Consider the following 17081-nt stretch of genomic DNA (forward strand, 5'->3'; position numbering starts at 1 on the left):
ATCGGCGACCCCGCCCCATGAGCACGACGGAAAACAGGGCAGCGGCCGGCCCGGCCGTTGCCGATGTCGGCGCGGTTGAGGTGATCGCGCCGAACTTCAAGCGACGGCTGTCGGGCGTCACTACAACAATCATCCATCTGGTGCCGGTGCAGATGCGAACTCTCGGCATCGCGACCGTCGGGCCGGGCCTGCCGGATACGCTGCCGAAGCTTCGCTTCGGCCAGCTTTTCGGCCTGCTGAAACGGCCGAAGAAGCGGCCGTTCCGCATCTGGCATGCCCGCCGCAACCCGGAAATGCTGGCCGGCATCGTGTTGCGCGATGTTTTCCGCGCGCCGGTAAAGCTGCTTTTCACTTCCGCCGCGCAGCGCGATCACAAGCCCTACACCAAGTGGCTGATCCGTAGGATGGACGCGGTGATCGCCACCAGCGGCCGTTCCGGCAGTTTTCTCACAGTGCCGCACACGGTGGTCATGCACGGCATCGACCTCGGGCAATTCCGCCCCCCCGCCATTCCGGACGATGATTTCGCCGCGACAGGCCTGCCCGGCCGCTATGCCGTGGGCTGTTTCGGGCGCGTTCGCCACCAGAAGGGTACCGACCTCTTCGTCGAGGCAATGATTGCGCTGTTGCCGCAGTTCCCCGACTGGACGGCGGTGATCACCGGGCGTGTGACGCCGGAACATAGGGGGTTCGCGGACGAGCTGAAAAAGAAGGTCGATGCAGCCGGCCTGTCGGAACGGATCGTGTTTTTGGGCGAAGTGCCGGACGTGAAGGTCTGGTATCGCCGCGTTTCGCTTTATGTGGCGCCGTCCCGCAACGAGGGGTTCGGGCTTACCCCGCTGGAGGCGATGGCATCCCGGACACCCGTGGTGGCGAGCGACGCCGGCGCCTATGCCGAACTGATCGTCCCGGGAAAGACCGGAGCCGTGGTTCCTGCCGGCGACGGCAATGCGCTGCGTGAAGCGATCAGGCCATATCTCGCAGATCCCGCGCTTGCCCGCAGGCATGGCGAAGCAGGCCTTGCCGATGTCATCGAGCGATTTCCGCTGGAACGGGAGGCGAACGCCATCGCCGAGGTCTACGAGCGGATGTGGGCGCGCGGCTGAGCTTATTCCGGCGGCGCCTTGTCACCCAGTGAGAGCCGGTAGAGCTTTGCTTCCACCAGGAAGGCATATTGCGCGAACATCATCGCGTAGATGAAACCCGGCACCCCACACAGGAAGTTGCGGTGCCCGACGTAACTCTTCAGGAACCAGCCAATAGGCTTGAAAAACAGCTTCAGCGGAGTCGTGCGGCGACCACGCGCGAATTGCTCGCGTGCCTTCAAATCCGCGTAAGCGCTTGTCTTCGCAGTGTCTTCCTTCATCGACATGTTGCGAAAATGCAGGATCGCGCCTTTCGGAAGCGTATGGACCGGTCCCTGTCCGATCAGCGACTCATGGATCAGGGCGCTTTCGTCGAAACGGGCGGTTCCCTTGCGGACCAATCTGAGAAACGCCTTGGCATGCACGATCGCAGGCTGGTAGCCGTAGCCCGGCAGGTAGTCACGGCGAAGGATTGCGTAGGAAGAGAGCTTCGCGTCGTCCAGCGGCATGGCCGAAAGGTATGCCTTCGCCGCCGGGTCAAGCCGCTCGTCGGAGTCCATGCTGAGGCACCAGGGCTCGCGGCATTGTTCGAGCGCGAACTGTTTCTGCCTGGCAAAGCCCGGCCACGCGTTGGAAATCAGGCGAATCGGGTAGCCTTGCGCGGCGTAGGCCTCGATCAGGGCAAGCGTGCCATCGGTCGACCCTGAATCGACGATCACGATCTCGCGGCAGAAGTCGAGGCTTTCGATGCACTCACCGAGCACCGCGACTTCGTCCTTGCAGATGATGAAGGCCGAGATCGGCCTGTGGAACCGGCTCATCGAAGGCCTCTACGCCGGATCGTCGATGGCGACCAGCCCTTCGTCCTTGATCTGGCGTATGGTCAACGCGGTGCGCACCGTATCGACATTCGGCGTTGAGGTAAGCTCCTCGATGACGAAACTCTGGAAGGTGCCGAGGTCGCTTGCCACGCAATGCAGCAGGAAATCGGACTCGCCCGAAACCATCCATGCGCGGCGCACCATCGGCCAGTTGCGGGTGCGGTCGGAAAACGCCTTCAGTTCGACTTCGGACTGATGGTGCAGGCCGATGAGGCAGAAGGCGACCACGTCGAACCCGAGGGACTTGCTGTTCAGAAGCGCCCGGTAGCCGCGAATGATGCCGGCGTCTTCCAGCCGCTTGACGCGGCGCAGGCACGGCGGTGCCGAAATGCCCACCCGCTTTGACAGTTCGACGTTGGTCATGCGGCCGTCGTCCTGCAACTCCCTCAAGATCTTCCAATCGATGGAATCGAGGTCTGCTTTCAGGGGCATTAAATTCACTCCGATGGTACCAGGCGCAAGAATCTGTCGTCTGCGTGAAATTAAACTATCGGAAGATGCGTACCCGGCCAAGTTCCGCCGTTTTCTGGAAAGAGATTTCCGCAAGCAAGGCAGCGAACGGTCCGGAATGGTGCAGCTTTCCGGGGACGAACAATTCGTCGCCTTGCATGAGGGGTAGAGCAGCACCTAAATTACGGCAAACAGATTTCATTTCCGCCCGATGCACCTTGGGTGCCGGCCGACATCGAAGGCAGCATCATGACTGTGAAGCACGCGCCCGTTCTCATTATCGGTTCCGGCCCGGCCGGCTACACCGCGGCGATCTATGCTGCCCGCGCTTTGCTGAAGCCGGTACTCGTCGCCGGCCTGCAGCAAGGTGGCCAGCTGACGATCACCACCGACGTGGAGAACTATCCCGGTTTCGCCGATCCGATCCAGGGCCCCTGGCTGATGGAGCAGATGCTGAAGCAGGCAGAGCATGTCGGCACGGAAATCGTCAACGACCTCATCGTCGAGGTCGATATCCAGAACCGTCCATTCCGGCTTAAAGGCGATTCCGGCACCACCTACACCTGCGACGCGCTGATCATCGCCACCGGTGCGCAGGCCAAGTGGCTCGGCATCCCCAGCGAACAAACCTACATGGGCTTCGGCGTCTCGGCTTGCGCCACTTGCGACGGGTTCTTCTATCGCGGCAAGGACGTGGTGGTGGTCGGCGGCGGCAACTCGGCCGTGGAGGAGGCACTTTACCTCTCCAACCTCGCCAAGCACGTCACCGTCATTCACCGCCGCGGTGAATTCCGCGCCGAGCGCATCCTTCAGGAACGGTTGTTCAAGAAGGAGAACGTGACGGTGCTGTGGGATACGGTCGTCGACCAGATTACCGGCGTTCCTGGCCAGAAGCCGCTGCCGCCGTCGGTCACCGGCATTCGTGTGAGGAACGCCAAAAGCGGAACTGTTTCCGAACTCCCCGTCGACGGCGTGTTCGTGGCGATCGGCCACGCGCCGGCCGTCGAGCTTTTTGTCGGCAAGCTCAAGCAGAAACCGAATGGCTATCTGTGGACGGCGCCCGATTCCACCAAGACGGACGTGCCTGGCGTGTTCGCCGCGGGCGATGTCACCGATGACGTTTATCGCCAGGCTGTGACCGCCGCCGGTCTGGGCTGCATGGCAGCGCTGGAGGCGGAAAAATATCTTGCGGAAATGGACGTGCATCGTGAAGCGGCAGAATAAGCCGCCGGTAGACTGAGGGGTCGGCATGTCGCTGGATTGGGACAAGTTACGCGTGTTTCACGCCGCGGCGGAGGCTGGGTCGTTCACCCATGCCGCCGAGACGTTGCGGCTGTCGCAATCAGCGATCTCCCGGCAGGTCAGTGCGCTGGAGAACGATGTCGGTGTGCCGCTGTTCCACAGGCATGCGCGCGGCCTTGTGCTGACCGAGCAGGGCGAGATCCTCTACCGCACCGCCCACGACGTTTTGATGAAGCTGGAGAATGTGCGCTCGCGGCTGACCGAGGCCAAGGATCGCCCCTCCGGCGTGCTGCGGGTCACCACCACGGTCGGCCTCGGCACCGGTTGGCTGACCGACCGCGTGCAGGAATTCACCGACCTCTATCCGGATATCCAGCTCCAGCTGGTGTTTGCCAACGAAGAGCTCGACCTGACGATGCGCCAGGCCGACTGCGCCATACGCTTGCGTCAGCCGCAGCAGCCGGACTTGATCCAGCGCCGGCTATTCACGGTGCATCTGCATCTGTTCGCCGCGCCGTCCTATCTCGAGCGTTATGGCCGACCGGCCACAACCAAGGACCTCGACAAGCATCGCATCGTGACGTTCGGCGAGCCGGTGCCGGGCTTCCTGCGTGAGCTCAACTCGCTGGAGACGCTCGGCCGCCCGGAAGGCGACCGCCGCATGGCGACGGTGCAGATCAACGACCTGATGTCGGTGCGCCGCGTGGTCAAGCGGGGTGTCGGCATCGCAATGCTGCCGGACTACATGGCCGACAAGGATTCAGGCTTGGTGCAAATCCTGCCGGAGATCGAGGTGCCCTCCTTCGATACGTTCTTCTGTTACCCGGAAGCGATGAAAAATCAGGCAAAGCTCAAGGCCTTCCGCGACTTCGTATTCTCGAAGGCGCGCAGCTGGTCGTTCTGACGGCTAACTGCCTAATTTTTCTACGTAAATTGCTGAAAATGAATACTCATGCAAAAATGCATGGGTGGAATGCAAGGAGGAAGCTTGTTTTTTGGGCAGGAGACGCCCATATCACAATCATCTCCCGGGCGCGTTCCTCCTCCCATTAGCTCCCGGTGAGTGTTCCCCTCTGGAGGTTTCGCCTTAACAGGCACTTCCAATCAACTCAGCCGGATCGTTTCGATCCGGCTTTTTTGTTGCCCGATTGGCGTGCAGACGTAACGGTTTCGTTGCAGCCAGCGACCCGGCGGCGACGTTCGCCAAAACCCGTGCATGCCTTGACGTAACGGTCACATGTAACCCTGGGTAACCTTATGGCTGGCAAATCCACCCGCTAAACATGACGCTAGGACGCGACGTTATCCGTTCGGGAGATGGGGGCATCACTCGAAGGATGGTCTCGGCAGCCGTTGCGTCCCGCTCTTTCGACCGCCTGAGACCAGGCGGCACACCGCGGCGGACCTGCCGTACCGCCTCCCGCGGTTACGGTCCGCAAAAAACGGCGTCCGGGGACCGGACGCCGTTTTTTATTCCGGGCAGGTTCTCAGGCTGCCTTGCCGTTGGCATTCATCGCCTCATCCGCCAGCCTGCCGGTCAATTCGGCCATGTGGTCGAAACGGGCGCTGTAGCTGGCGACGCCAGCGGTGGCCGAACGCAACTCGACAATCAGGTCGCCGATCGCCGATTGCGGCATGGTGGCCTCCACCACGTCCCAGCCCGGCCAGCCGGGCCGTGCATCGAAGCCCAGGATCTGGCCGCGCCGCTGCGGCACGATTGCCGTCACTTTCGCGGTCGCGTCGTTGGGCGTGTAGATATCCACCTTCATGACCGGCTCGAGCAGAACCGGCGAGCATGCCGCCATGCCTTCCTTCATGGCGAGCTTGGCGGCCATCTGAAACGCCATGTCGGAGGAATCGACCGAATGGTAGGAGCCGTCGGAGAGGTTGACCGCCACGTCGACGACCGGAAAGCCCATCGGCCCCGATTTCAGATAGTCGCGAACGCCGGCTTCGACCGACTGGATGTAGGTCTTCGGCACCACGCCGCCGGTGATCGTATCGGTAAACTGGAAGCCGCTGCCGCGCGGCAGCGGCTTGATGTCGAGCACCACATCGCCGAACTGCCCGTGGCCGCCGGACTGCTTCTTATGGCGACCGCGCTGCGACACCGACTTGCGGATCGTTTCGCGGTAGGGAACTGCCGGAGCATGGCCTTCGACGGGGATCTGGTTGCGGCCTTCGAGATGCTCGACGGTGACGCGCAGATGCATCTCACCGTGCCCCGAGATGACCATCTCGCTGGAATCCTGGTGGTGCTGGACACGCAGCGACGGGTCCTCTTCCGCGATGCGGTGGATGGCGGCGGAAAGCTTGACGTCGTCCTTGCGTTCCTTCGACCGCAGCGCCAGCGCGAACACCGGCTGCGGAACTTCGAGCCCGATCAGTGCCGGGATGCCGCCCTTGACTGAACTCAGCGTGGCGCCGGTCTTGACGTCGTCGAGTTTGCCCAGCGCGACGGTCTCGCCCGCCTTGGCAGACGGGAGTTTTGTCTGGTCCTTGCCGAGCATGCGGTAGATGCCCGAAACCTTGGCGACGCCGCTACCGGAGATATTGAATTCGGCGCTGTCCGTCACCGTGCCGGACAGGATGCGCGAGATCGACAGCTTGCCGCCATGTGCCGTGTGCAGCGTCTTCATGACCTGCGCAACGGTGTTGTTGTTTTCCGGCACGCCAAGCCGCTTGCGGGTCGCGGCCACATCCGGCGCGTCGTGGCGAATGGCCTTGAGCAGACGCAGAACGCCATTGCCCTTTTCGGCGGTGCCGATCAGAACCGGCGTCACCAGTCCGTCGCGGACGTCGGCGGCGAGGTCGTCGAACACTTCGTCCTTTGGCGGCTCAATCTCGTCCAGCAATTGCTCCATCAGAAGGTCGTCGTGGTCGGCCAGCGTTTCGAGCATTGAGAAGCGCGCCTCGATTTCCCGCGCCTTGTCGTCGCTTGGAATTTCGGCGACCTCGCTCTCGGCATATTCGCGGTAGATGTAGGCGCGCTCCAGCGCCAGGTCGATCGAGCCGATGATGATGCCTTCCTTGCGCAGCGGGATCTGACGCAAGAGGAGCGGCGCGCTGCTCGTCGGCTGCAGCAGTTTAAGCGTTTCGCGAACGCCGGCGTCGCCCCTGTCGATCTTGTTGAGGAACAGGATGCGCGGCACACCGAGATCGTCCAGCTTGCGCATGATGAGCTGCAAGGCGGGTATTTTTTTCTCGTCGGCTTCGGCAACGACCACGGCGATGTCGCAGGCTGCGAGAACCGGTTCGGCCTCGAAAGAAAACTCGATGGAGCCGGGGCAGTCGATGAAGGTCAGGCTGTCGCCCATGAACTCGGTGGTTGCCACGACCGCCTCGACGCTCATCTGGTGGGCGCGGGCCTCCGGCGAATGATCGCCGACGGTATTGCCCGACGAAACTGGGTTCTGGCGTGGGATAGCGCCCGTTCGGGCAAGGATTGCTTCAAGAAGTGTGGTTTTTCCGCTGGCAAAGGGACCGACAATGGCGATGCATTTCGGTCCCGCAAGCCTGCCTCCGGCGCGTTTTCCCATGGTAACCCGACCTCCTCCTCATGCATGACCACTTGAGGCGGCGGCCGGCCTCCTCCGGCCGTCGCAGGGCAGGGTGCTTAGCCACCTGCCAGAATTCATCGAAACATGGGTTGGGAGGCAGGGCAAGGAAAATAGATGACTGACGGCTCCACATGTTCGACAAAGGCTGCACAGTCGGCTTTCTGAAAAGGGAGAACCACCCCATGAAGATCATTGCTTGCGGCGACGTACCAACCATCCTTGCGCCGGATGCCTATTTCACCGGGCGGGTCACGCAGAACCCGATCATCGAAACGGAAGCGCCGGCGCGGCTGCGCGCCACGACGGTCACGTTCGAACCCGGCGCCCGCACGGCCTGGCACACGCACCCACTCGGCCAGACACTGCATGTGCTCTCGGGAGCGGGCAGAGCGCAAAGCTGGGGCGGGCCGATCCAGGAGATCAGGGCTGGCGACACGATATGGTTCTCGCCGGGCGAAAAGCACTGGCACGGCGCCGGCGCCAAAACGGCGATGGTTCACATTGCCATGCAGGAGGCCCTCGACGGCGTTGCGGTCGAATGGCTGGAAAAGGTTAGCGACGAGCAATATGGCGGCTAGGTCCGACCCAACGCCATGCAATCAAAAAGCCCGGCATTGCTGCCGGGCTTTTTGATTTTCGAATGATTGGACGGATCAGCTCAGGCTTGCGGTGAAGCGTTGGATGCGTGTGCAGGCTTCCTCAAGCAATGCTTCCGACGTGGCGTAGGAGATGCGGAAGTTGGGTCCAAGCCCGAAGGCCGAGCCGAACACCACCGCCACACCTTCGGCCTCCAGCAATTCCGAGCAGAACGTCTCGTCATTGTCGATGACCTTTCCGGACGCCGTCTTCTTGCCGATCAGACCTGCGCAGGACGGATAGACGTAAAAAGCGCCTTCAGGTGATGGGCAGGAAATGCCTCGCGCCTGGTTGAGCATCGACACCACGAGGTCGCGGCGGCCCTGGAAGATCGCCTTGTTTTTGGCAATGAAGTCCTGCGGTCCGTTGAGCGCCTCCACCGAAGCCCATTGCGCGATGGTGCAGGCGCCAGAAGTCTGCTGGCCTTGGATCATGTCCATCGCCTTGATCAGCGCCACCGGACCAGCCGCGTAGCCGATGCGCCAGCCGGTCATGGCATAGGCTTTCGACACGCCGTTCATGGTCAGCGTGCGCGTGTAAAGCTGTGGCTCCACCTCGGCGATGGTCTTGAAGACGAAATCGCCATAGGTCAGGTGCTCGTACATGTCGTCGGTCAGCACCCAGACATTCGGATGCTTCAGGAGCACGTCGGCCAGCGCGCGCAGTTCGGCCTGCGTGTACGCGGCGCCCGAGGGGTTGGACGGCGAGTTCATCAGCAGCCACTTCGTCTTCGGAGTGATCGCCTTGTCGAGGGCGGCCGCCGTCAGCTTGAAACCGTTTTCGATCGATGTTTCGGCAAACACCGATGTTCCACCGCAGATCGCCACCATTTCGGGATAGCTGACCCAGTAGGGACGCGGGATGATCACTTCGTCGCCAGGGTTGAGCGTCGCCATGAAGGCGTTGAACAGGATCTGCTTGCCGCCGGTGCCGACGATCGTCTGCTCTGGCTTGTAGTCGAGATTGTTCTCGCGCTTGAACTTCTTCGCAATCGCCTCGCGCAGCGGCGCGATGCCCGACACCGGCGGATACTTGGTCTCGCCGCGGCGGATCGCGTCGATCGCCGCGTTCTTGATGTTGTCGGGCGTGTCGAAATCCGGTTCGCCGGCGCCGAGCCCGATCACGTCACGGCCGGCGTTTTTCAGCTCGCGCGCTTTCTGCGTGACCGCGATGGTCGCGGAAGGCTTAACGCGGGAAAGGGCATCGGCGAGAAAGGCCATGACGATTGTCTCCAGGTAAGGCTTGCGCCGCTTGCGCAAGCAGCGCGCCTTAATGTCCGAACATCAACGCTTCCGCAAGGGCCGGCGGCACGGCTTTGTTCGTCCAGGCCGCTCCATCCGTTAACGAGCGGTAAAACTTGCTCCACTATGGTTCGCCGCACGAATTTCTCGGAACGGCCGGAGCAAGAGCAGTTTGTCGGGCACCATGGGCCTTGCATGATCATTCGACAGGACGACGGCACTTTCGCCGCCGTGTGGGGGCCTTATGTGCTGCGGTCGGCCTTTCAGCCGATCTTTGCTTTTTACAACGGCAGGGCCACGGTGGTGGCGTTCGAAGGGCTGATACGGCCAAGCCGCGACGGCGAGCCGGTGCCGCCCGCCACCTTCTTCGCTTCCGTTCCCTTTGCCGAGCGGCTGCATGTTGAAACGCTGACACGCACCTTGCACCTGGGTAATGCCGGCGCCTGCCTCGATCCCGACACCTCGATCTTCGTCAATTTCGATCCTTCGGTGTTCGGCGAGAAAAGCGTTGCCGATGCGGCCCTGCGCGACATGCGGCTTGTCCTGCGGGAAGCGGCGATCGATCCACGCCGTGTTGTCTGCGAGGTCACCGAACAAAAATCCGCGTCAGAGGCTGCGCTCCACCGATTTGTGCAGGCGCTGAAGCTGCAGGGTTTTCGCATCGCCGTCGACGACTACGGTTCCGCCGATTCCGACGTCGACCGGATAAGGCGCTTGCAACCAGACATCGTCAAATTCGACGCGCAGTGGATCACACGGCTCATGGAAACCGGACCGGGGTTCGCACTGCTGTCGACGATGGTGTCGGCCTTCGCCGAGCAAGGCATCAAGACGGTGTTTGAAGGCATCGAGGAAACCTGGCAGCTCGAACTGGCCGAGAAATCCGGCGCGTCGATGGTGCAGGGTTATGTTCTGGCAAGACCGCAGATTGCCTCGATCGGCCAGGCGCCCAGCCGCCATTCGAGCGGCAAGCCGTCCACCCTCGTCGAGTTGCCGGACGACCAGTTGAAAAACGGCAGGCATCGGCGGGCCGATCCAGTCCGCGGCGTTTTCGGTCGGCGCACCAAGTCGCCATAGATTGGGATTCCGGTTACCATATCCGGTGGATCGCTTTCCGACCCCCGACGCATTAACTGGCGGTCAAACTCATCCTGTTAGGCTTCGAACAAAGCCGAATAAGAGCTAAAAACAGGGTAGTCGTGTGTATCAGTATCCGGGTCTCCCGGCGCATCCGTTCGAGGCGCTGACGACGGAGTTTTTCGAACACCGGTCATGCCGTGCGGCTGGAGCAGGCTGCCATGACTGAGACATTTCCGCGGCTTGCCGATGTAGAAAAGGCTATCCTCGCCGACGAAATCGGCCTGGAGACAGGTATTTACGGCCAGTACCGGTTGAAGACGTCCTACCAGCCGATCTTCAGGCGCGAGGGAGCGAATCTCGCCCTGTTTGCGCTTGAGGCCCGCTTGGCGCCGCAACTTGCCGGCAAGCAGATCACTGCCGCCGAATTCTTCGAACAGGTCGCGCCTGACGACCGGCGTTTCGTGGAAACCCTCTCCAGGGTTCTCCACCTGCGCAATCATCGCAACATCGGCGTCGACAACGTTGCAAACCTCAGGCTTTACCTGACGATCGACCCAGATCTCGACATGCGCGACCAGGGCGTCGGATCGCTGGATTCGATCGCCAGGATTGCAGAAGAAGCCGATTTGTCGCCGGCCATGATCATCTGCGAAATCCTCGATGCGCCCGAACTCCCGATGGACGGGCTTGCAGGCATCGCCAACGAACTCAGCTGCTGCGGCATGCAGATCTCCATCGCCGCCTTCAGGGCCGGAAAATCGGCCATCGACCGCGTCACGCTGATTGGCCCCAACGTCATCAAGATCGATGGAGCCTGGTTTCGTGGCGTGCAGGACAAAGCCGAAACGGCCAGGCTATTCCCGGCGGTCCTGACCGCATTCAAGGGCCTTGGTGCGAAACTTCTGGTGCAAGGCATCGAAACGTCGTCCGAATTGGAGGCCGCGCTCGACGCGGGCGCCGACTATCTGCAAGGGCGGCTGTTGGCCGGCCCGGCTCTGGTCGGCACGGTTGTCGACGACAGCCCGCGTCCGGTCGCGAGGCTGCTTGCACGGGAGGATCGCAAGATCGTTCCGTTTGGCCGACACCGGAAAGGCTGACGCTGGCGCGCCGTTCACTACCGTTGTGCGCCGGAACAGGCTGGCGGCACTGCAGACGCAAAAAAGGCGGGACTGATCCCGCCTTCCGCTGCTTGGTAGCCTGATCGTAACATGCTCGGTTCCGGTATCGGCAGCAATCCGCTACGTCGATTTCCGGTTCGTCATCATGCGTTCGCGCGCTCTTGGCGCGGCCGCCAGTACATCCGTGACTTGCCGCGCGCTTCCGGTCAAACCGGGGCGCGCGATAAAATCAGGCTGCCTTGCTGAGAGACCCAGCGGACGACTTGCCGGTGCGGCGGTCCTGCTCGATCTCGAAGTTGATTTTCTGGCCTTCAACGAGGTTCGTCATGCCAGCGCGCTCGACAGCGGAAATGTGGACGAAAACGTCCGCGCCGCCGTTGTCCGGCTGAATGAAGCCGAAGCCCTTGGTGCTGTTGAACCACTTAACGGTGCCAGTAGCCATATGCGTATTCCTTACAAAGTTTGCAACGTGGTAAGTCCGACAAAGAAAGCCGGACCGGTTGGTATCGAGATTTTGGAGATAGACGTCAGCAAACGCGGGTTCCGCGGGGCCACTAGATCGATCGGCCGAAATATCAACGGAACGCATATAAGCCGGATAGCCAGCCAACACAAGGGGCGAACGGAAATTATTCCTCGGCTCGGGATTGCGGATGACGCGACGCGGACTAGATGCTGGCCATGAAACAGTTTGCGCCGCCGCTCGTATATTAATGTGACGCCGTCCGAAAAGGGAGGTTGGTGATGATGAGATTTCTGCTTGCGGCAACCGTATTTCTTTCGGCAATGCCGGCACACGCGATCACGCGCTACAACTCGACGAGCATGAGGTGCGACGAGGTGAGGGCCACCATCCGGCGGGATGGTGCGGCGATCATGCGTTACCGTTCGCAACGCAATCCATCCCTGCAACTCTATGGCCGCTATGTGCGAGACGATCGCTTCTGCCAGCAGGAGGAGATGGCCGAAACCGTCTTCATTCCTTCCGCCGACCGCAAATCCTGCCCGGTCTATGAGTGCAAGACATTCGACTTCGACGATGATTTCCCAATTCTGAGGTTGCGGCGCGACTGAGCCTGGCAAGCTGCCTCAGAACCCGAAAGCTGCCTGCGCCGGTGGCGGCGGGCCGACGCGTACGCCTTCCATCTTGAGCAATTTTTCCTTTGTGGTGCTGCCGCCTGGTGCTGAAAAACCGCCGATCTTGTTGCCCGCCGCGAGGATCCGGTGGCATGGCACCACAATCGGCACCGGGTTCTGGCCAAGCGCCTGGCCGGTGTCGCGCGCCTCGCCGGGATAGCCGGCGCGGGCCGCCAGCTCACCATAGGTGACGGTCTCGCCAAACCCGAGCTTGCGGGCCGCGTCGTAGATCGCGAGCCGGAAGGCGTCGACGCCCCCAAGATCAACGGGCACTTCAGAGAAATCGACCTGCTCGCCGGCCGCATAGCGTTTCAGTATCTGGACGATGTCCGCGACCCATGCCGGTGGCGAAGCCTCGGTGCCGTCGACCGTGCGGCGCTGCAGTCGCCGCTCGGTCGCAGCGCGGTCATGCGAAGGCAATTGCAGCTGGGTCAGGCCGTTCTCGCTCCAGGCAATGCCGAGCCATCCGAGCGGCGTTTCGAAGACGTGGTAGTTTTGCGAAGTAGACATGGCAAATTCCCGACGATCTGATTGTTTATCATGAACCGAGCCGGCGGCACAAATCAAGAACGCCGACCGGATTCGCATACTCGGTAATCTAGGGTTTGCTGGCGCTTTGCGACACCCGATTCCAGACATGTTGCTGACATTGGGGGCATGATGTAAGGAGGTCTGGGCGGAAGCGGCTGATTTGTGGTGGATGTGAGGGGGCGCTTTGCCCGAACTTCGAGTTTTCCTGGCGGTTGGCGCCGTGTTTTCGTCGATCGGATTGTCGGGCTGTACGTCGACGTCCACCGGCGACAACGTATCGGCAAGCCTCGCCATGGCCTCGAGTGCCGACCTGGCGCTGCCCGACACTGTTTCGGTGGTGCCGACTTCCTTCGCGCCCAATGCCGACGCTCCGTCAGCCTTCGCCGCTACCGCCAAGGTAGCCCCAGCGGTCGAAGCGAATGCAACTGTTGCCGGCGCGATGCCTGAGGCGGCTGACGCCAAAACGCCGGTGGCCGCAACCCGGACCGCCGCAGCGGGCGTCCAGGTGGCCGCAATCGACGCCAAGGCGGCGCCCGCGGATGCCAATGTGACGGCGACGCCGGCAGTTTTCACGCCCAATTCTTTCGTCAAGGCCGAAGCGCCGGCCAGCGATCTCGACGGCCTGATCGCCAAATATGCGGCGGTCTACGAGGTGCCGGTCGACCTGGTGCGGCGCGTCGTCAAGCGCGAGAGCACCTTCAATCCCAAGGCCTACAATCGCGGCCATTGGGGCCTGATGCAGATCAAGCACGCGACGGCGCGCGGCATGGGCTACAACGGCCCGGCAAAAGGCCTGCTCGATGCCGAGACCAATCTCAAATATGCGGTGAAATATCTGAAGGGCGCCTGGCTCGTCGCCAACGGCAATGACGATCTGGCGGACCGGCTTTACCAGCGCGGCTATTATTACGACGCCAAACGCAAGGGCCTGCTCGACGAGACGGGGCTTGGCAAGGACCGGCGCCGGCGCATGACGCCGCCCACCTGACCCACAAAAAGGGCGGCCGCTACAGCGCCGCGCGTCTTTTCAGACGCGCAAAGCTCGCTGTAGCACTTTGATTTTCTGCATAATTTTGTCCTTAAATCGATTCCGATTTGAGGAATTATGCGAGTTGCCGCGCTTTCGCTGTCAGGACCAGAACGTTCAGTTCTTCAGCGCGTCGGCTGCAGGCTTCTTGACGGTCTTGCCGTCAGCTGCGGGCTTGCCCGAAACGATCTTGCGCAGGATCGAGCCGGTGGAGCTGTGGTCGAGTTGCTGCGCCGTCTGGTTCACGCGGGGCGCCTCGGGATATTGAAGCGTCGCGGCGAAATCGCCGGCGAAAGCAGCGCCCGAGGTGGCGGCAAGAGCGGCAAGCACGAGAGCAATCTTCTTCATGGTCTTTCTCCGTTGGCGGCGTTCAAAATATGTACGTGTACGCTGCAACGTACATATACGAGCCGTTTCGCGTGCCTACAATAGAAAATCGTACGCGTACAAAATTTTTTCGAACAACCTTTCGTGATGGAAAATGGGAGTGGGAAGGACTGCCGCGCCGGCGCAATCAGCCTCGCCGCTTCGGCGTCCCTCGGAGGCGGGGGAAAGAGGAGAAGAAAAGAGAGGGGGAGGGGTTTCCGGTATCGTCACGCCGCCGATTATACGGCGGCCAGTTGCCCCGTGGAAAAGCCGGTCAGCAGGATTTCGCGCCTGCCGTCAGCGGCCCGGCCCCTTCGGTTCGCACTGCGGTCAACGCGAGCTCAATGACGGTCTCGGCATAGTGCTTGTGGTCGCCGAACGAATATTGCGGGAAAGTGATCATCGCCGAGATGGCGCCGTGCACGGTGGTCCACAGGAAGGTGGTGATGGCGTGCTCGTCGCCTTTCAGCAGGCCGGCCTCCAGACAGGCCAGCACGCAATTGCGCATCGACAGCAGCGCCGGATTGTTCTTCTCCAGTTCGGCCGCCGTTTCAGCGTCGTGTTCGTGGGCCTTGGGCGTCATGAAGATGGTTCGGTATTCGTTGGGGTTCTCGCGGCCGAAGGCTGCGAATTCACGCATGCCGTGGCGCAGCGCGTCGAGCGGCTCGGCAGGCTGGTTGCGCCCGGCGCGCTCGGCCAGCTGCGCAAACGCATCCTCGGCCAGCGCGATCAGGATCTCCTGCTTGTCGGCAAAATAGGAATAGACCGACATCGGCGCATAACCGACGCGCTTGGCCAGCTTGCGGATGGTCAGGCCTTCGTAGCCTTCCTCCTTGACCAGCGCGTGCGCTGCCGCGACCAGCTCTGAGCGTAACTCGGCCTTCTGACGTTCGCGGCGGGTCTGAACGGTGATCGGCATTTCTCCCCGGCGGCCTATTCTTTTTTCGTACCTGCACGAATTATATACGCCGTACGGGCGGGCAACAAGTTGAAGCTATTCGACGCGCCGTGAAAAGGATTGACGCAACGTAAGGAGCTAGGCCGGCTGGTGAATTCGCCGGTGGGTAGAATAACAGCCAAAATCGGTACGGGTAAAAGGCAGCGAAACAGTGTTTTATAACAGTTGTGACGCGGCAAACTATCATTTGCGAATTTATTTGATACATTTGCATTGGGGAAGGCTTGGGAGCACGCATGGGATGTCGAACGCGAAAGTACTGATCAACACGCAAGCGGGAACGATTGAGCTTGAGGGTGAGGACTCCTTCGTCCGCACCTATCTGGATAAGCTCATACCCATCATAGAGCGCGCCCGCTTCGGCGCCGGAACGATCATTGCAAATGGCGAGGTGATCGCGCCCGACGCGGAGGGCATGCCGAAGGCGCGCACCAGGCGCCGGGTGGCGCCGACGCCGATGGGCGAATCCTGCCGCGACCGGGTGAAGCGGCTGCGCGACGAAGGCTTTTTCGCCGAGCGCCGCGGCATCAGCGACATCGTGCACGGGCTGGAAGCTCGGGGCCACGCCCACAACGTCAACCAGGTGGGCGCAGCGCTTACCACCATGTTCGAGCGCCACGAGATTCAGCGCACGCCGGTGGAGGGCAAATTCAAGTATCACTGGGACCACCGGTCGCAATCGGCAGCCGCTTAGAGCGAAAGCGCCTTTGTTCTGAAGCGTCATTTCCGCTCTAACCCGTTGTTTTGGCGCATGATGTTATCCAAAAAATCTGCAACTTTTTGGCATCATGCTCTAAGCAGCGCTGCCGCTCTCGCGCGGCCAGGCGCTCAGCCATCGACAAAGCCGCCATCCCGTGCCTCGTGCGGGATGGTCCAGCCGAAATAGACTTCCGCCTCGACGATCCTGCCGCCGCGAACGGTGAGGATCTCGGTGTTGCGGAAGCGTTTTCCCGTGGTGCCCGTGCCTTCATAGGTGACGAAGACGCGGTCGCCCTCCTGCACCAGGTGCTTGTATTCGAAGCCCGAAATCGTCTCGCTGTTCGGCCAGCAGCGCTCGAAATAGGTTTTTCGGTCGATGCGGTTGTCGAGCGGGCTGGTGAAATGGAAATCGTCGGCGATGACGGCCTCGATCGCGGCGCGGTCCTTGTCGACATAGGCCTGGTAGGATTTTTTGGCGATAGCGATTGGATCACTGGACATTTTTGGGCCTCCTTCGAGGGGAAACAGCCGGGCAGGGGCGTGGGTTCCAGGTGGGATGCTGCCTCGTTTGAAAACGCCCCCTCTCCGTCTCGGCTTCGCCTCGACACCTCTCCCCCGCTTCGCAGGGGCGAGGAACCCAAGCTGGAGAAGCGCTGGCATCGCGGCAGCGGTTCCTCGCCCCCACGAAGCGGGGGAGAGGTGTCGAGGCGAAGCCGAGACGGAGAGGGGGTCCTTTCATCAGCACAAGCTTCTCCATTGCCACGCCCGCTTTCGCGTCTGGCCATTGAAAGAAAGGTGGGAAGCGGGGCGCTGGGTCAGCACCTCGTAAGTAAGTAATCTGGCGCCTTCCCAGCGCCCCGCCGGCGTTTTCATCGGACCTTCCGGTATGCACCGGTGGTTTCTACGTGTCAGCGCCAGATCATACCGCGCCTGGTTCCCGTCAACGCGGGAAATCGTAGAGACTCCGGGACAGCCCCCCGTCTCCACGGCCACGTTAGCCGCTTGCCCGAAGCGCCGGTTCCTCCCCGCAAACCACCGTCATGATCGGCGTTCCCGCAGGAGAAACTGCC

General features: G+C 61.7%; 18 protein-coding genes. 9 read left to right on the forward strand and 9 right to left on the reverse strand.

What is annotated here, in order from left to right:
* The first annotated feature begins 17 nt into the window (after positions 1–17).
* The gene (locus tag F3H98_RS12550; RefSeq protein WP_149760495.1) at positions 18–1106 is read left to right on the forward strand and encodes a glycosyltransferase family 4 protein; all 1089 of its coding nucleotides are present in this window, start codon (positions 18–20) and stop codon (positions 1104–1106) included.
* Positions 1107–1108: 2 nt separating this feature from the next.
* Here F3H98_RS12550 and F3H98_RS12555 read toward each other — a convergent pair whose 3' ends face one another.
* Together F3H98_RS12555 and F3H98_RS12560 are read right to left on the reverse strand one after the other, a co-directional pair.
* The gene (locus F3H98_RS12555) at positions 1109–1906 is read right to left on the reverse strand and encodes a glycosyltransferase family 2 protein (RefSeq protein WP_149760496.1); all 798 of its coding nucleotides are present in this window, start codon (positions 1904–1906) and stop codon (positions 1109–1111) included.
* Between the two features lie 9 nt (positions 1907–1915).
* Positions 1916–2398: an Lrp/AsnC family transcriptional regulator gene (locus tag F3H98_RS12560; protein WP_149760497.1), complete on the reverse strand. Its 483-nt coding sequence runs from the start codon at positions 2396–2398 to the stop codon at positions 1916–1918.
* A 267-nt stretch (positions 2399–2665) separates the two neighbouring features.
* Here F3H98_RS12560 and trxB point away from each other — a divergent pair, with 267 nt between their 5' ends.
* Both trxB and F3H98_RS12570 read left to right on the forward strand, forming a co-directional pair.
* Positions 2666–3640, forward strand: coding sequence for a thioredoxin-disulfide reductase (gene trxB / locus F3H98_RS12565; protein WP_149760498.1), 975 nt, complete (start codon positions 2666–2668; stop codon positions 3638–3640).
* A gap of 25 nt (positions 3641–3665) precedes the next feature.
* The gene (locus F3H98_RS12570; protein ID WP_149760499.1) at positions 3666–4562 is read left to right on the forward strand and encodes a LysR family transcriptional regulator; all 897 of its coding nucleotides are present in this window, start codon (positions 3666–3668) and stop codon (positions 4560–4562) included.
* A gap of 583 nt (positions 4563–5145) precedes the next feature.
* Here the strand turns inward: F3H98_RS12570 and F3H98_RS12575 are convergent.
* On the reverse strand, positions 5146–7197 hold the full coding sequence (locus tag F3H98_RS12575) for an elongation factor G (RefSeq protein WP_149760500.1): 2052 nt from the start codon (positions 7195–7197) through the stop codon (positions 5146–5148).
* A 203-nt stretch (positions 7198–7400) separates the two neighbouring features.
* Here F3H98_RS12575 and F3H98_RS12580 point away from each other — a divergent pair, with 203 nt between their 5' ends.
* Positions 7401–7796, forward strand: coding sequence for a (R)-mandelonitrile lyase (locus F3H98_RS12580; protein WP_149760501.1), 396 nt, complete (start codon positions 7401–7403; stop codon positions 7794–7796).
* A gap of 75 nt (positions 7797–7871) precedes the next feature.
* Here the strand turns inward: F3H98_RS12580 and F3H98_RS12585 are convergent, their stop codons facing one another.
* Positions 7872–9074, reverse strand: a complete 1203-nt coding sequence (locus F3H98_RS12585) for a pyridoxal phosphate-dependent aminotransferase (protein WP_149760502.1) — start codon at positions 9072–9074, stop codon at positions 7872–7874.
* A gap of 216 nt (positions 9075–9290) precedes the next feature.
* Between F3H98_RS12585 and F3H98_RS12590 the strand changes: the two genes are divergently transcribed.
* Both F3H98_RS12590 and F3H98_RS12595 read left to right on the forward strand, forming a co-directional pair.
* Positions 9291–10172 carry an EAL domain-containing protein gene (locus tag F3H98_RS12590; RefSeq protein ID WP_149760503.1) on the forward strand — a complete coding sequence of 294 codons (882 nt, stop codon included), beginning with the start codon at positions 9291–9293 and terminating at the stop codon, positions 10170–10172.
* Between the two features lie 221 nt (positions 10173–10393).
* Entirely contained in the window at positions 10394–11272 is an 879-nt protein-coding gene (locus tag F3H98_RS12595; RefSeq protein WP_149760504.1) for an EAL domain-containing protein, read from the forward strand.
* 250 nt (positions 11273–11522) lie between these two features.
* Here F3H98_RS12595 and F3H98_RS12600 read toward each other — a convergent pair whose 3' ends face one another.
* Entirely contained in the window at positions 11523–11735 is a 213-nt protein-coding gene (locus F3H98_RS12600; protein WP_149760505.1) for a cold-shock protein, read from the reverse strand.
* A gap of 302 nt (positions 11736–12037) precedes the next feature.
* Here F3H98_RS12600 and F3H98_RS12605 point away from each other — a divergent pair, with 302 nt between their 5' ends.
* Positions 12038–12367, forward strand: coding sequence for a hypothetical protein (locus F3H98_RS12605; RefSeq protein ID WP_149760506.1), 330 nt, complete (start codon positions 12038–12040; stop codon positions 12365–12367).
* Between the two features lie 15 nt (positions 12368–12382).
* Here the strand turns inward: F3H98_RS12605 and F3H98_RS12610 are convergent, their stop codons facing one another.
* Positions 12383–12940 carry a methylated-DNA--[protein]-cysteine S-methyltransferase gene (locus tag F3H98_RS12610; protein ID WP_149760507.1) on the reverse strand — a complete coding sequence of 186 codons (558 nt, stop codon included), beginning with the start codon at positions 12938–12940 and terminating at the stop codon, positions 12383–12385.
* Positions 12941–13145: 205 nt separating this feature from the next.
* On the opposite strand from F3H98_RS12610, the gene F3H98_RS12615 reads away from it, so the two are divergent.
* Positions 13146–13949: a lytic transglycosylase domain-containing protein gene (locus F3H98_RS12615; RefSeq protein WP_244621689.1), complete on the forward strand. Its 804-nt coding sequence runs from the start codon at positions 13146–13148 to the stop codon at positions 13947–13949.
* A gap of 156 nt (positions 13950–14105) precedes the next feature.
* Here the strand turns inward: F3H98_RS12615 and F3H98_RS12620 are convergent, their stop codons facing one another.
* Entirely contained in the window at positions 14106–14336 is a 231-nt protein-coding gene (locus tag F3H98_RS12620; protein WP_149760508.1) for a hypothetical protein, read from the reverse strand.
* A gap of 292 nt (positions 14337–14628) precedes the next feature.
* Entirely contained in the window at positions 14629–15273 is a 645-nt protein-coding gene (locus F3H98_RS12625; RefSeq protein ID WP_149760509.1) for a TetR/AcrR family transcriptional regulator, read from the reverse strand.
* A gap of 280 nt (positions 15274–15553) precedes the next feature.
* Between F3H98_RS12625 and F3H98_RS12630 the strand changes: the two genes are divergently transcribed.
* Positions 15554–16006 (forward strand): hypothetical protein, encoded by a 453-nt coding sequence (locus F3H98_RS12630; protein WP_149760510.1) that lies wholly within the window; start codon positions 15554–15556, stop codon positions 16004–16006.
* A gap of 134 nt (positions 16007–16140) precedes the next feature.
* On the opposite strand, the gene F3H98_RS12635 is transcribed toward F3H98_RS12630, so the two are convergent.
* On the reverse strand, positions 16141–16512 hold the full coding sequence (locus F3H98_RS12635) for a nuclear transport factor 2 family protein (RefSeq protein ID WP_149760511.1): 372 nt from the start codon (positions 16510–16512) through the stop codon (positions 16141–16143).
* Positions 16513–17081: the final 569 nt, after the last annotated feature.

It is taken from the genome of Neomesorhizobium albiziae (assembly GCF_900114255.1).
In the GTDB taxonomy this organism is placed as follows: domain Bacteria; phylum Pseudomonadota; class Alphaproteobacteria; order Rhizobiales; family Rhizobiaceae; genus Neomesorhizobium; species Neomesorhizobium albiziae.

What these genes read in the sequence shown, in the direction of transcription:
- F3H98_RS12585 (WP_149760502.1), bottom strand. Translation starts at nt 9,074, where the DNA reads ATGGCCTTTCTCGCCGATGCCCTTTCCCGCGTTAAGCCTTCCGCGACC.
- F3H98_RS12580 (WP_149760501.1), top strand. Translation starts at nt 7,401, where the DNA reads ATGAAGATCATTGCTTGCGGCGACGTACCAACCATCCTTGCGCCGGAT.
- F3H98_RS12605 (WP_149760506.1), top strand. Translation starts at nt 12,038, where the DNA reads ATGATGAGATTTCTGCTTGCGGCAACCGTATTTCTTTCGGCAATGCCG.
- F3H98_RS12575 (WP_149760500.1), bottom strand. Translation starts at nt 7,197, where the DNA reads ATGGGAAAACGCGCCGGAGGCAGGCTTGCGGGACCGAAATGCATCGCC.
- F3H98_RS12560 (WP_149760497.1), bottom strand. Translation starts at nt 2,398, where the DNA reads ATGCCCCTGAAAGCAGACCTCGATTCCATCGATTGGAAGATCTTGAGG.
- F3H98_RS12630 (WP_149760510.1), top strand. Translation starts at nt 15,554, where the DNA reads ATGTCGAACGCGAAAGTACTGATCAACACGCAAGCGGGAACGATTGAG.
- F3H98_RS12595 (WP_149760504.1), top strand. Translation starts at nt 10,394, where the DNA reads ATGACTGAGACATTTCCGCGGCTTGCCGATGTAGAAAAGGCTATCCTC.
- trxB (WP_149760498.1), top strand. Translation starts at nt 2,666, where the DNA reads ATGACTGTGAAGCACGCGCCCGTTCTCATTATCGGTTCCGGCCCGGCC.
- F3H98_RS12550 (WP_149760495.1), top strand. Translation starts at nt 18, where the DNA reads ATGAGCACGACGGAAAACAGGGCAGCGGCCGGCCCGGCCGTTGCCGAT.
- F3H98_RS12590 (WP_149760503.1), top strand. Translation starts at nt 9,291, where the DNA reads ATGATCATTCGACAGGACGACGGCACTTTCGCCGCCGTGTGGGGGCCT.
- F3H98_RS12555 (WP_149760496.1), bottom strand. Translation starts at nt 1,906, where the DNA reads ATGAGCCGGTTCCACAGGCCGATCTCGGCCTTCATCATCTGCAAGGAC.
- F3H98_RS12620 (WP_149760508.1), bottom strand. Translation starts at nt 14,336, where the DNA reads ATGAAGAAGATTGCTCTCGTGCTTGCCGCTCTTGCCGCCACCTCGGGC.
- F3H98_RS12635 (WP_149760511.1), bottom strand. Translation starts at nt 16,512, where the DNA reads ATGTCCAGTGATCCAATCGCTATCGCCAAAAAATCCTACCAGGCCTAT.
- F3H98_RS12570 (WP_149760499.1), top strand. Translation starts at nt 3,666, where the DNA reads ATGTCGCTGGATTGGGACAAGTTACGCGTGTTTCACGCCGCGGCGGAG.
- F3H98_RS12610 (WP_149760507.1), bottom strand. Translation starts at nt 12,940, where the DNA reads ATGTCTACTTCGCAAAACTACCACGTCTTCGAAACGCCGCTCGGATGG.
- F3H98_RS12600 (WP_149760505.1), bottom strand. Translation starts at nt 11,735, where the DNA reads ATGGCTACTGGCACCGTTAAGTGGTTCAACAGCACCAAGGGCTTCGGC.
- F3H98_RS12625 (WP_149760509.1), bottom strand. Translation starts at nt 15,273, where the DNA reads ATGCCGATCACCGTTCAGACCCGCCGCGAACGTCAGAAGGCCGAGTTA.